This window comes from Altererythrobacter epoxidivorans (genome assembly GCF_001281485.1).
Lineage (GTDB): Bacteria > Pseudomonadota > Alphaproteobacteria > Sphingomonadales > Sphingomonadaceae > Erythrobacter > Erythrobacter epoxidivorans.
The window spans coordinates 1,331,170-1,344,374 of sequence record NZ_CP012669.1 but is presented as its reverse complement, the minus strand read 5'-3'; the positions used below and the strand labels follow the sequence as shown (position 1 = coordinate 1,344,374).

Genomic DNA, 13,205 nt, shown 5'->3' with positions numbered 1-13,205 from the left:
GGATTATTCAGCCGATATCGACGGCGATCTTGCCGAAATGCCTGTTGGCCGCCTGGTGCCTGAAGGCGTCGGCAAGGTCTGCGAGAGGGAAGTGATCCGAAATGACCGGTCTGATCCCGTTCGCCTCGATGCCTGCGATCATGTCGAGCTGTTGCGCCCGGCTACCGACAGTAAGACCCTGAACGCGCAGGTTTTTCGCCATCAACAGTCCTGTCTGCACAGGGCCGGCAAATCCGGCGAGTACGCCGATTAGCGCGACATGGCCGCCGACGCGTGTCGCGATCATGGACTGGTCAAGCGTGCCCGCACCGCCAATCTCGACTACGCAGTCGACACCCCTGCCTGCGGTGATCTCCAGCGCCTTCGCACCCCAGGCTTCGGTTTCCTTGTAGTTGATCAGGTGATCCGCCCCGAGATCGCGCAAACGTTCCAGCTTTTCGCCCGACGAACTCGTTGCAATCACGGTCGCACCGGCAGCCTTTGCAAATTGCAGGGCAAAGATCGAAACACCGCCCGAACCCTGGACCAGCACCGTGTCCCCGGGCTTGATAGAATTGTCCACGAACAGCGCGCGCCATGCCGTCAGGCCTGCGCAAGTCAGCGTTGCGGCCTCGGCGTGCCCATATCCCTTGGGCACGCGGGTGAACCAGCTTGCAGGCGCCGTGATGGTTTCGCGCGCGTAGCCGTCGATGCCGTCGCCCGGCACGCGGGTGAACGCCGTTGCCGGGGGCGCGCCGTCGGCCCAGTCGGGGAAGAAGGTCGAAACGACTGCATCGCCGACAGCGTAATCGGTCACTCCTTCGCCGACAGCGACCACTTCACCGGCACCGTCCGACATCGGGATGCGCCCTTCCGCAGCTGGAATGATGCCTGCAACGACGGCGAAATCGTGGAAGTTGAGCGAACTCGCCTTCAGCGAAACGGTAATTTCGCCCGCCGCGGGCGCGGCTGCATCGTCGATATCGACAAGCTTGAGGGCGTCGAGCGTAGAGGGCGCTGCGCCAGTCCTGATCGCCTTCATTCTGCGGCTTCCGCCATTTCGATGCCCTGCGGACCGCGGATCAGGCCACCGGGGGTCGCACCGGTCCATTCGCCGTCACGGAAGGTGACAGTACCGCCCTTGATCGTGGCGACATAGCCATCGGCCTTCTGCAGCAGGCGCTTGCCGCCGGCGGGAAGGTCGAACGCCAGCCACGGCTTGCCGAGCTTGAGCGCATCCATGTCGATCACGTTGAGGTCGGCAAGATACCCCGGCGCAATCACGCCGCGATCTTCGAGTCCGTAAAGGCGTGCGGTGTCATTGCACTGGCGCTTGATCGCGTTCTCCAGCGTGATGCGCTTGCCCGAGCGGTGACCGGCTTCGCTGCGATCCCGGACCCAATGCTGCAGCATGAAGGTGGGCGATGCGGCATCGCAGATCGTGCCGCAGTGCGCGCCGCCATCCGAGAGCGAGTTCACCGTGTCGTCCGATTCCTGGAGGTCTTCGAGGAAGTTCAGATTGCCATCGGCGTAGTTGAGGATCGGGAGGTAGATGAAGCCGGTGAAGTCGTCCTGGCACAGCATGTCATATGCGTATTCCTGCGGGTCTACTCCGGCAGCAGCAGCACGCGCGGCAAGGCTCGCCCCGGGTCCCGGTTCGTAGTCGAAATCGTCGTCCATTTCGAACTGCATCGACCAGCCCGACGCAACGACCATCAGCAGGCCGAGGATGTCTTGCGGCTGGCCCGACAGGTCGTTCTCTTCCGCCAGCAGGTGCGCCTTGAAGTCGGGATCGGCCAGCTTGGCCTTCTGCTCTTCCCAAGGCAGGTCGGCGATCGCTGCATAGCTCGGTCGGAAGCGGAAGGGGTGCACCGTCCCTTGCCATGCCATGATGATGCCGTTTCCGCGAAGGGCGATCTGGGCAACGATGTTCGCCCCGTTGTCGTTTTCCGCGCGCATCGTCGAAATCTGTTCTTCCAGCGACAGGTCCTTGGCAATCGACTGGAGCGCGGCAAAGGTGACCGGCAGGCCGGTTTCACGGCTGAGCTTGCCCATCCAGCCGAATTCATCCCATTCGCGGTTGAGGTCGCTGGCCATTTCGAACACGCCGTATCCGACGCGGCCCATGGCGCGGCCAATTTCGATCAGTTCTTCCGCCGTGGCAGTGGTGCCCGGTACGACTTCACCGTTCACATCCTTGTGAATGACCGTGCGCGAGGTCGAGAAACCCAGCGCGCCTGCGCGCACGCCGTCCTCGACGATAGTGCTCATCTCGGCAATGTCAGCATCTGTCGGGATTGCGCCCGGACGTTCGCGATCACCCATGACATAGGCGCGGACCGCTCCGTGGGGCACATGGGTGCCGACGTCGACAGTGCGCGGCAGTCTTTCGAGTGCATCGAGATATTCGGGAAAGGTTTCCCACTCCCAGTTGATCCCTTCAGCGAGGGCGGTGCCGGGAATATCCTCCACCCCTTCCATCAGCTGTATCAGCCATTCGTGCTTGTCGCGGCGGGCAGGGGCGAAACCGACGCCGCAATTGCCCATGATCACCGTGGTGACGCCATGCCACGAGGAGGGAGCCATTTCCTGGTCCCAAGTCGCTTGGCCATCGTAATGGGTGTGAACGTCGACGAAACCGGGGGTAACGATCTTGCCCGTGGCATCGATCACTTCCTCCGCGCTGCCTTCGACCTTGCCGACCTTGGCGATGAGACCGTTCTTCACCGCGACATCGCCCGGGAAGCCTTTTGCCCCCGTTCCGTCGACGATTGTGCCGCCGCGAATAATCAGGTCGAAGTCAGCCATCATTCTCTCTCCCATTTTGATTTGCAACTGACATAGCACATGCTCTCCGGCGATGCTAAGCATTGTGCGATGAACAGAGAGCCAAGCTGGAATCCCGCACCCGAAAGCGGAATCGCAATCGAATGGATCGAGGCGAACGGCCTCACTTTCGAGGTCGCTACCGCGGGCGAGGGTGACCACCTCGCGATCTGCCTGCATGGCTTTCCCGAACTCCACTACAGCTGGCGGCACCAGATGCCGGCGCTCGCCGAAATGGGCTATCGTGTCTGGGCACCGAACATGCGGGGCTATGGCGCGACCGACCGGCCCGCAGCCAAGAAGGACTATCGCCTCCGCAATCTGGCCGCCGATGTCGGTGCGCTGATCGATGCCAGCGGTGCTACGCAGGTGACCTTGATCGCGCATGATTGGGGCGCCGTGGTCGCCTGGTACTTTGCGATCCTGAAAGTGAGGCCGCTCGAGCGGCTTGTCATTCTCAACGTGCCGCATCCCAATTGCGCACGGCGCGAGTTGAAACACATGCGCCAGCTCAAAAAGAGCTGGTACATCTTCTTCTTCCAGCTGCCATGGCTGCCCGAGAAATTCCTGGGGCGTGACAATGCCGCGGCGATCAGTCGCGTTTTCCGGGATTCGGCGGTCAACAAGGGGCTGTTCACTTCAGATGAGCTCGAGCCCTATCGAAGGGCGGCTGCGCAGCCCGGGGCGCTGACGGCCATGTTCAATTACTATCGCGCACTACTCCAGACCCCTGACGCACGCGACACAGGAGACGGCATCGTCGACGTACCGACGCTGGTCCTGTGGGGAGAGCAGGATGTCGCGCTCGACATCCATTTGCTCGACGGGACGGATGCCTATGTCTCCGACTTGACCGTGCGACGTTTCCCCGATGCATCGCACTGGGTGCAGCAGGACGTGCCGGACAAGGTCAACGCCGCGCTGCGCGAGTGGCTGCCGAAGGTCTAGTCTCCGGCGGGCTTGTAGCTGCAGCAATTGCTTATGCGCGCTGCGGTCCGGTCGTTTGCGTAAATCTCGCCAATACCGGATCCCATCTGGAACATCAGGCCGGCCCCGTAACCTGCGACCTGGCTGGTTCCGACGATCTCGAGGAAGTGCGTCCGCCCTTCCTTCACGGTCAGCTTGTATTTGCCACCCTTCTGGCCAGACACCAGCGACCAGCTAGTGGCAATTTCGTAGGTGCCGGGGGCAAGCGTAGTCGCGGTCCAGCGCTTATTCCCGATAGAGACCAGCTTCTTCCCGTCGATTTTGATCGTGGCGCCCCAGGCTGTGGGCTGCGCGTTCTCACGTAGGAAAACCACATTCGCGCCCTCCGGCAATTCGGGCAGGAATTTGCGGGCGTCGAAAACGGGCGGTGCTGGCGGTGGCACCTGAGCCATCAGCTTCGGCAGCTGGGTCTCGGGGCTGTCCTGGACGGGCGCAGCTTCCTGGGCGTTGAGCGGTGTGAGAAAAAGAACAGGCGCGCCAAGCGCGGCGTATTTGATTTTGAACATGTGCGACCCTCCTGCGAGGGGACATTGACGCCGTAATGACGATTGTAAAGACTTACCCGCGGGCGCGGATCATTGCTTCCACATCGACGAATTTTTCGCGCGGGGCGCCATCGCGGGCAGCCTGTTCTTCGGCCTCTTCGATCTTTTTCCAGTCGCGGAAAGTAACGATGTCGAGGCCCCTTTCCTTTGCGAACTCGTCGAAGCCTTCGCGCCCCCGCTTGCCTTTCCGGCCAAGCGCACCCGATTCCATGTCCTCGGCAATTTTCTCGACGATGGAGAAACCGTCGGGACGGTTCGTGCCGATCGTGCCACTCGGGCCGCGCCGCGCCCAGCCGACGCAGTATAGGCCGGGCAGGATCCGGCCTTCGTCATTGGCGAAGCGGCCGGCACGCTCGTCGAACGGGACATCGGGAATGTGCGCCGTATGGTAGCCGATGCAACTGACGACGAGATCTGCGGGAAGATTGTAGAAGTCTCCGCTGCCCTTGGCCCTGCCGGCCTGGACCTCGGTGCGTTCCACGCGCACGCCCGAAACCTTGCCGCCGCTTGCCGAAAAGCTTGCGGGACTGGCAAAGAAATCGAATTCGATCTCGATCGGTTTCTCCGCGTGGATGCTTTCGGGAATGGCGGCAAAGCTGCGCAGATGGGTGACCGATTTGCGCAAGCCCGGTTCGAGCATGGCATCGTCGCCCTCATCCGGGAGATCCTGCTTCTCTACGCGCGGGCTTGCCCGATCGAGATTGCCAAGCTCGCCCAGTTCCTTGGGCGTCATCATAATCTGGTGGGGTCCGCGGCGCCCGAGGATGGTGATCTTCGCAATCTTGCTGTCGCGCAGGATATCGAGCGCATGGGCGACGATGTCGGCCCCTTCGAACTCCTGCTCCGTCTTGGACAGGATGCGTGCGACGTCGAGCGCGACATTGCCCATGCCGATAACCACAGCGTGCCTGCCAGAGAGGTCGGGATCGAGATCTGCGAATTGCGGATGGCCATTGTACCAGCCGACGAAAGCGGCGCTGCCGAAGATGTTGGCGAAGTCTTCGCCCTCCAGCCCCAGTTTCCGGTCGTGCGGCGCGCCGGTTGCGATCACGATCGCGTCGTAGAATTCCTGCAGTTGTGGCACGGAGATATGCTCTCCGACCTTGACGTTGCCGACGAAGCGAACGTTTTCGCTGAGCGCGGTTTTTTCATATCGGCGCGAGACACCCTTGATCGACTGGTGATCGGGCGCGACGCCCGTGCGGATGAGGCCGTAAGGGACCGGCAGCATGTCGAAGACGTCGATCCGCGCATCGTCGCCCCAGTGCTTCTGGGCCGCTTCCGCGGTGTAGTAACCTGCTGGTCCCGAACCGATGATTGCTATGTGCCGCATTCAAAAGGAACTCCTCATGCGGCCCACGCTCAGGCCGCTTTTGCGCTCTCGGGTGTGTCGCTCGCGTCGAGGAAGCGGCGCATTGCAGCAACGCATTCCTCGCTATGGCTGAGCAGGAACAGGTGACCGCCACCCTGCAGGACCACCATCTCGCTGTTCGGTATCAGCGTCTTCAGGATCGTCCCGTTTGCGAGTGGTACGATCTGGTCATCGTCACCCATCAGGATCAGCGTCTGTTTTCTCATGAAGGGTAGGGCGGGCACGCTCGTCCATCCCAGCATCGCGAGCAGCTGGTAGAAGTATCCACGCCGTGTGGGCGGCTTGAGCCGGTGGATATGGTCGGCCTTGCCCGCCGCCTTGCCAAGCGCGCCGCCATAGAGCGTCTGGAAATGCTCTTCCATGAAAGCCGCGTCGATATAGCGGCGCGGATCGGCCATCTTGCTGAGAGCGGCTGGCTTGCCCGGCACCATGATCATCCCGGCGCTCGTCGCACACAGGATCAGCCGTCGGGTACGCCCGGGGTGCTGGATTGCGAAATGCTGTGCCATGGCGCCGCCCCAGCTGACGCCCATGACATCGACCATGTCCACGCCCAGCTTGTCGAGCAGCTGGGTGGAGGTCCACGCCATGGTCACGGCATTGTAGGGTACGACAGGTTCCGGCGATCCGCCGATGCCCGGCATGTCGAACATGATGAAAGCGCGGTCGGGCAGGGCCTCTGCCAAGGGCGCAACCGCCTCGATATTGGCGCCGATACCGTTGAAGAACAGGATCGGTAGGTGATCGCTTGGTTCACCCAGCCGCCATGTGGCGACGCGCAGGGTGCGACCCCCGACGGTTTCCATGGTGATAGTGGCATCGTGCATCGCCGTATCGAGCGCTGCGTCGAGAATATCGGCCAAATTCGCGTTCCTGTGCTGAAGCCCTCTTGCCGGGACCTTCTTATCTTTCCTCGATTACGTACAGACCCGGTGCCGGGTCCATAGGCTTGTAGGTCGCATTCCCCAGTTCCTTGGGAGACGGAACCTTCTTGCCCGACCGTTTCTGCATCCATTCCATCCAGAACGGCCACCAGCTGCCTTTGGTTTCCTCGGTGCCCTGCAGCCATTCGTCTGCGGTTTTCGGGAGCTTGCCCTTCTTCTTCTGGACGTAATATTTCGCCTTGGGGTTGCCGGGGGGGTTGAGGATCGCCTGCATGTGCCCGGACTGGCTGAGGACGTAGGTCACATCCTTTGCCCCGAACAGCTGGGTCGAACGATAGGTCGCCTTCCACGGCGTAATGTGGTCGGTAACGCCGCCAAGGATGAACATGTCCGAGGTTACCTTGCTAAGATCGATCTTGTGACCGGCCATCTCGACCTCGCCCTTCTTCGTGAAGGCGAGGGTTTCCATCAGCGTCAGGAAATCGCCCATGAGCGAGGCCGACAGGTTCGTAGCATCGGCGTTCCAGAACAATACGTCGAACGCCGGCGGATCGGCGCCGAGCAGGTAGTTGTTGATGACGTAATTCCAGATCAGGTCGTTCGGCCTGAGCCATGCAAAGCCGCGCGCAAGATCGTCAGCCTTGATCACGCCTGCCTTTTCGGCGCGTTTACGAGCGAGTTTCATCCCGTTGTCCGACACGAGCGAGGCAGCCTCTATATCGGTCGGCTTGGGATGAAGGACGCAGACCATCAGCGTCAGCGCTCCGAGGATGTCGTTCTTGTCGGCAGCGAGGCGAGAGGCGACGACGCTGGCCGTCTGCCCGCCCGAGCATCCAGCCGAAACATTGACCTTTTTCGAACCCGTAATCTCGCTGACGATCTCCATCGCCTCGACGCATGAGTTCACGTAATCGTCCATGCCCCAGACGCCCTGTTCCTTGGAGGGATTGCGCCAGGAGATGATGAAGGTCTGGATGCCGTGGTCGAGCTGGTATTTCACGACCGATTTGTCGGGCGACAGGTCGTTGATGTACATCTTGTTGATCTGCGGCGGGATCGTAAGCTGCGGAATCTCATGCACTTCATCGGTCGTCGGCGCGTACTGGACGAGCTCGTACATTTCGGTCCGGTGGACGACCGAACCCTTCGAAGTCGCGACGTTCTCGCCGATCTTGAACGGGCGCTTGTCGACCTGGCTGACCATCCCCTTGTTATGGACCATGTCGCGATAGGCGTTCTGCAGGCCCTTGATCAGCGACAGGCCGCCGCTGTCGATCAGTCGTTTCTGGGCCGTGGGGTTGCCTGCCAGCGTGTTGGTCGGGGCCAGACCGTCGAGAATGATATTGGCGATGAAATTGGCGCGATTGCGTTCCAATTCGTCCAGTTCCAGCTCCTCGAGCCAGTTCCGCATGCCCTTCTGCACGGCAAGGTAATACTGCGCGCCGGCCCTGTAGAAGGGGTTGTACTGCCACGCCGGATCCATGAAGCGCTTGTCCTTGGGATCGGGGGCCAGTTCGGACTTGCCGGTCATGATCTTGACCATGTCTTCGCCGAAGCTCTGCGCGTGCTTCATTGCGCGTTTCGGGTCCGATGCAGATTCTCGCAATAGGAGGGCGACGGCGCCAACGAAGTCTTCTCGAGCGATCCCTATCAGGGGGCCAAGCGCATTTGTCGATTGAGCGGCTTCGTTTTCGAGTTTTGTTTCCTGAGCCATTTATGCCTCTTTTTTGAGCATTCTATCCCATCAAATAGGTCATGCATGCCACGCGGCTGCTTGGCAAGCTGGACGGAAGACAAAGGGTTAAGACCGCCACGGACAATCCTTGCGAAATTACATACTCCCCATTCAAAAATCGCACACGGTTTCCGCGATTGCAGAGGTTAATCCGCAACTTGGGCCCAGCCGCCGCCATCCCCGAACCTATTAGCCATTTGGCAAGGAACGGTGGTTAAAGCGCATGCGTCGCATTCGGGTCGAATGGAGACCTCGTAATTACAAGGACGGCACAGACCGTAGATGCCAACAGGCGCGAACACAAAAAAAGGTAACGTTCCCAGCAGTGGAATGACTACCTTTTCCTTCCCGGGGCTTTCCCGCAGCAATGTCGCGCGCAAGGCAGAAATGCTCGAAAGCTACGAGGCCGCAGGCCTCGGCTGGTTCTGGGCGACAGACGCGAAAGGACGCGTTTCCTATCTTTCGGAAAATGCCCTCGTCGACCTCGACTGGAAGCGCGGCGAAGTAATTGGCGCGCCTCTGGCCGACCTCGTGACGCCCGATACCGGCGATGCCGAGGTTGAAGGCGAGCGTGAAACCCGCCCCATTTCTTTCCTGCTCGGAACGCGCAACGCGATCTCGCAACTGATCGTGAAGGTCGAGGTTGCAGGCGAAGATACGTGGTGGGAACTTGCAGGAAATCCTTCCTTCGATCGGCGCGGCAATTTCGTCGGCTATCGAGGAAGTGCGCGCGATGCGACCGTCCGCGTACGAAGTGAGCGCGAAGCAGCGCGCCTTTCGCAATTCGACCAGCTGACCGGCCTGCCGAACCGCAGGCGCATCAGATCACGTCTCGTGACCATCCTGAGCAATTTCCGCAACGCCAAGCTTTCCTGTTCGCTCGTTATCGTCGGGCTCGACCGGTTCAAGCACATCAATGACACGCTCGGTCATAAGGCGGGTGACGAACTGCTGGTCCAGGCAGCCGGCCGGCTGAAGCGTGTTTTCGCGCATCGCGGCGAAGTAGGCCGTCTGGGCAGCGATGAATTTGTCGTTGTACTGCCAGAGATCGACGATCGCGGAGAGCTGGGCGAATACGGCAATCAGGTCATCCAGCTGCTTTCCCAACCCTATTCGGTGAATGGCGCGCGTGCGATCATCGGGACATCGGTAGGCTTTGCGACTTCGCCCTACGATGGCCTCGAAGTCGACGAGCTCGTGAAAGCCGCAGACCTGGCGCTGAACGATGCCAAGGCTCATGGCCGGGGCCGCTACCGCTTCTATTCGACCGAACTGGCCGACGGCGCGAAACGCAAGCGCCAGATCGAAGAAGATCTGCGTGATGCGATCGTGCAAGGCGAACTCGAACTGCATTACCAGCCGATCCTCGATGCATCAACGCACAAGCTGAAGTGTCTCGAGGCGCTGATGCGCTGGGATCATCCCGAACGTGGTATGATCAGTCCGGGCCTCTTCATCCCGATCGCCGAAGAAATCGGCCTCATCAAGCAGATGGGCGACTGGGCACTGGAACACGCCTGCCGCCAGGCGCAAGAATGGCCCGGCGAAATGCGGGTCGCCGTCAACGTTTCTGCCATCCAGTTCATGGACGAGGATTTCACGGACACCGTCGCGAATGCGATCAAGGTGACAGGGATCAAGCCTGAGCGGCTCGAACTCGAGATCACCGAGAGCGTTTTCATGGGCGATTCCGAAACCACGCAGCGCAAGTTCAAGGCGCTCAAGGAGTTGGGTGTTCGCCTGGCGCTTGACGACTTCGGTACCGGCTACAGCTCGCTGAGCTATCTCCGCAACGCTCCGTTCGACAAGATCAAGATTGACCAGAGCTTCGTTCGCGGCGCTACCGAAGAAGACAACAACAACTCAGCTATCATTGCCTCGATCGTCAGCCTGGCGCGTGTGTTGAAGATGGAAACAGTGGCCGAGGGTGTCGAGACGCAGGACGAGTTGAAGCTTGTTACTGAACTTGGCGCAAGCCACCTGCAGGGCAGGATTTTCTCGTTTGCCATCAGGCACGAGGAACTGATCGCCCGGCTCGAAGCCGGGGAGATCACATACGATCCGAAGGGGCCGGAACGGTACCGCGCCGATCGACGCACCGAATACCGGCGTATTGGCCTCGTCCACGACGACCATCGTTACAACGTCGTCCTCCGCAACCTGTCGAAAACGGGCGCGCTGGTCGAAGGTTTGCTTGATGTGCCGGTCGGAACAGACGTTGTCCTTGATCTAGGCGGTGGGCAGCTTGCAGTTGCGCGCGTGCGACGATCGCACGGTTTCAGTCAGGGCCTGGAATTCGAAACGCCGCTCATCAGCGACGGCGCCGACGGCCTTTGCACAAGGCATCGTGTTTCCCCCTATCAGATCGAGGCAGCCGGCAGGCCGCTACGCGCACTTGGCGCGGACCCCTATGCAATGTTGGTATCCAGCGAGGACGAGCTTCGTCCCAAGGCTTTCCGCGAGGTCGAGAAGGTTCAGGCCGTCGCAAAAAGAGCCTAAATTTACGCAAAAAACCGGGCGCGTTAGGTCAAAAGTAACCAACGGGATTTACTCCTGAAAAACACGGATCGGATCGCGATCTCAACACGCGAGGGAGTTTTTGCGGGTGGCGCTGAAGGGCCTATTTTCTTCTGCTAAATCAGCCACTTCAAAGGTGCAGTCGGCGACACAGCGCGACTACGCCGGATCCGTCCTGTCCAACGACGACAAGTTGGCGATGCTTGACGAACTCGAACGTTCGGGCCTTGGCTGGTTTTGGGCCACCGATGTCGAAGGCAAGTTGACCTATCTCAGTGAAGCGATCGCCGACCGTCTTTCCGTGCCGATGGACCGCCTCGTCGGCCATGCTCTCCCGGCCGTATTCGGCGCTTTGGGCGGTGATGGCCGGACCAAGTCGCTTGCCCTGAAACTGGGCGCCCGCAAGTCTTTCACCGGCATTGCCGTCGGCCTCGCCCAGGGCGAGAGCGACGTCGTTATCAACCTGTCGGGTCGCCCGGTTTTCGATGACGAAGGTCGCTTCGAAGGCTTCCGTGGCACTGGCTCGGACATCACCGAACAATATCACCGCGAAGAAGAAACCGAGCGGCTCGCGAAATTCGATTCACTGACGGGCCTGTCGAACCGCCATCGCATGGCGCAGATGATCGATGGCACGTTGACTGCTTTCAAGGCGGCGAAACGCAATTGCGCGCTGATGATGCTCGATCTCGACCGTTTCAAGCAGGTCAATGATACCCTTGGCCACGCTGCGGGCGACGAATTGCTGAAGCAGGTTGCCGCTCGCCTGAAGCGTTCGGTGGACAAGGATTGCGAGATCGGCCGTCTCGGCGGTGACGAGTTTCAGATCATGCTGCCCGACATGGATGACCGCGGCGCCCTGGGCGAAGTCGCGGCGAAGATCATTGCCATGCTGACGCAGCCCTATTCGCTGGAAGAGGGACGCTGCGTAATCGGCGCTTCGGTCGGCATCGCGATTGCACCGCACGACGGCGTGACCCGCGAAGAGGTCGTCCGTTCGGCCGACCTTGCGCTGTATGCTGCGAAGAATGGCGGGCGCGGCCAGTTCCGCTTCTACACCGGTGATCTCGAAAACGAGACGATTTTCCGTAAGCGGCTCGAGGGCGATCTCCTCGAAGCTATCCGGGAAGAACAGCTCTTCCTCAAATTCCAGCCTGTCGTCTCGGCAGAATCGATGCGCGTGGTATCGCTCGAGGCCCTGGTCTGCTGGAACCATCCGCAGCGCGGCGAAATCGACGAAGAGGAATTCCAGTCAATCGTCGATGGCAGCAGCCTCATCGTCGATGTGGGCGAATGGACGATCCGCCAGGCCTGCAAGGAAGCGGCGCTTTGGCCTGAGGCTTTGCGGGTCTCGGTCAACGTGCCTGCCAGCCATTTCACCGCCGAAGGTTTCGTGACTTCTGTCAGCAACGCACTCGAGGAAAGCGAACTGGCACCCCAGCGGCTCGAGCTAGAAGTCAAGGAGACGGTCTTCCTTGGTGATACCAATGTCGTCGACAAGACTTTGGCCGCGCTTTTCAAGCTCGGTGCACGCCTCTCGCTCGACGAGTTCGGCACGGGCTATTCGTCGCTTAGCTATTTGCGCCGCGCACCGTTCGACACGATCAAGATCGGGCAGAAATTCTTCGCCGGCGCTATGGAGCGCGATGGACGCGAGATCGGCCTGATCAAAGCGATTGTGGCTCTTGCCAAGGCGCTAGGCATGCAAACGACCGCGACGGGCCTCGAAACAGTCCAACTCGTGGATCGGCTCAAGGACGCAGGGGTCGATAGCCTGCAGGGCAGCATCTATTCCGATCCCGTTTCGGCTTCGGATGTGATGGAAGAACTTGCGGTCGGTACCTGGCGGATCGAACCGGGACACCGCGTCAAGCGTGCGCGCCGCCGCACCGTCTATCGCAAGATCCAGGTGATCAACGACGATCACTCTTATGAAGTGACCCTGCGCAACCTGTCGAAAACCGGCGCCTATATCGAAGGCCTTGTGGATGTTCCGGTCAAGACGCAGTTCGTGGTCGATCTTGGCGGTGGCCAGCTCGCTGTTGCCACGGTCACAAGGTCGAATGGCGATACGCAGGGCCTCGAATTCGAAACCGCTCTGGTGGACGATGGGGCAGGGGGGCTCTGCACCCGTCACCGTGTGTCGCCCTATGAACTCGCGGCAGCAGGGGCTCCCCTGGCAGCTCTTTCGACGGGCGATTACAAGGGAATGCAGGGCGGCATGCTCGATCCGACCAAGAGCGTGCCGAAGTTCATGTACGCAAACCCTGCCGCAGTGGACGCGGCCTGAATCCGCTAATCGCGCTGCAAAAGCGCTGTCCTGCTCTAGCACCGATGCATATTGATGCTGACACGGGCAC

General features: G+C 60.6%; 9 protein-coding genes. 3 read left to right on the top strand and 6 right to left on the bottom strand.

What is annotated here, in order from left to right; all coding sequences use genetic code 11:
* Positions 1 to 7: 7 nt before the first annotated feature.
* The gene (locus AMC99_RS06740; protein WP_061924497.1) at positions 8 to 1,021 is read right to left on the bottom strand and encodes a zinc-dependent alcohol dehydrogenase family protein; all 1,014 of its coding nucleotides are present in this window, start codon (positions 1,019 to 1,021) and stop codon (positions 8 to 10) included.
* A complete protein-coding gene (locus tag AMC99_RS06735; protein WP_061927800.1) occupies positions 1,018 to 2,787 on the bottom strand; it encodes an N-acyl-D-amino-acid deacylase family protein in 1,770 nt (589 codons plus the stop codon). The genes AMC99_RS06740 and AMC99_RS06735 overlap by 4 nt, the downstream gene beginning before the upstream one ends.
* A 69-nt stretch (positions 2,788 to 2,856) precedes the next feature.
* Between AMC99_RS06735 and AMC99_RS06730 the strand changes: the two genes are divergently transcribed.
* Complete coding sequence (locus tag AMC99_RS06730; protein WP_061924494.1) at positions 2,857 to 3,753, top strand: alpha/beta fold hydrolase; 897 nt, start codon at positions 2,857 to 2,859, stop codon at positions 3,751 to 3,753.
* On the opposite strand, the gene AMC99_RS06725 is transcribed toward AMC99_RS06730, so the two are convergent.
* Genes AMC99_RS06725 through AMC99_RS06710 form a run of 4 tightly spaced genes read right to left on the bottom strand, consistent with a single transcriptional unit; the run spans position 3,750 to position 8,166 of the window.
* Positions 3,750 to 4,298, bottom strand: coding sequence for a DUF2846 domain-containing protein (locus AMC99_RS06725; RefSeq protein ID WP_061924492.1), 549 nt, complete (start codon positions 4,296 to 4,298; stop codon positions 3,750 to 3,752). The two genes, AMC99_RS06730 and AMC99_RS06725, sit on opposite strands and share 4 nt — an antisense overlap.
* 52 nt (positions 4,299 to 4,350) lie before the next feature.
* A complete protein-coding gene (locus AMC99_RS06720; RefSeq protein ID WP_061924489.1) occupies positions 4,351 to 5,670 on the bottom strand; it encodes an FAD-dependent oxidoreductase in 1,320 nt (439 codons plus the stop codon).
* 29 nt (positions 5,671 to 5,699) lie between these two features.
* Positions 5,700 to 6,572, bottom strand: a complete 873-nt coding sequence (locus AMC99_RS06715) for an alpha/beta fold hydrolase (protein WP_232301530.1) — start codon at positions 6,570 to 6,572, stop codon at positions 5,700 to 5,702.
* A gap of 40 nt (positions 6,573 to 6,612) precedes the next feature.
* The gene (locus AMC99_RS06710) at positions 6,613 to 8,166 is read right to left on the bottom strand and encodes a PHA/PHB synthase family protein (protein ID WP_232301529.1); all 1,554 of its coding nucleotides are present in this window, start codon (positions 8,164 to 8,166) and stop codon (positions 6,613 to 6,615) included.
* Positions 8,167 to 8,658: 492 nt separating this feature from the next.
* Here AMC99_RS06710 and AMC99_RS06705 point away from each other — a divergent pair, with 492 nt between their 5' ends.
* Positions 8,659 to 10,827: a putative bifunctional diguanylate cyclase/phosphodiesterase gene (locus tag AMC99_RS06705; RefSeq protein ID WP_083440108.1), complete on the top strand. Its 2,169-nt coding sequence runs from the start codon at positions 8,659 to 8,661 to the stop codon at positions 10,825 to 10,827.
* A 154-nt stretch (positions 10,828 to 10,981) separates the two neighbouring features.
* Entirely contained in the window at positions 10,982 to 13,135 is a 2,154-nt protein-coding gene (locus AMC99_RS06700; RefSeq protein WP_232301528.1) for a putative bifunctional diguanylate cyclase/phosphodiesterase, read from the top strand.
* The last annotated feature ends 70 nt before the right edge of the window (positions 13,136 to 13,205 follow it).

Coding starts and splice junctions, on each gene's coding strand:
- AMC99_RS06710 (WP_232301529.1), bottom strand. CDS start 8,166: ATGAAGCACGCGCAGAGCTTCGGCGAAGACATGGTCAAGATCATGACC.
- AMC99_RS06725 (WP_061924492.1), bottom strand. CDS start 4,298: ATGTTCAAAATCAAATACGCCGCGCTTGGCGCGCCTGTTCTTTTTCTC.
- AMC99_RS06730 (WP_061924494.1), top strand. CDS start 2,857: ATGAACAGAGAGCCAAGCTGGAATCCCGCACCCGAAAGCGGAATCGCA.
- AMC99_RS06705 (WP_083440108.1), top strand. CDS start 8,659: ATGACTACCTTTTCCTTCCCGGGGCTTTCCCGCAGCAATGTCGCGCGC.
- AMC99_RS06735 (WP_061927800.1), bottom strand. CDS start 2,787: ATGGCTGACTTCGACCTGATTATTCGCGGCGGCACAATCGTCGACGGA.
- AMC99_RS06740 (WP_061924497.1), bottom strand. CDS start 1,021: ATGAAGGCGATCAGGACTGGCGCAGCGCCCTCTACGCTCGACGCCCTC.
- AMC99_RS06720 (WP_061924489.1), bottom strand. CDS start 5,670: ATGCGGCACATAGCAATCATCGGTTCGGGACCAGCAGGTTACTACACC.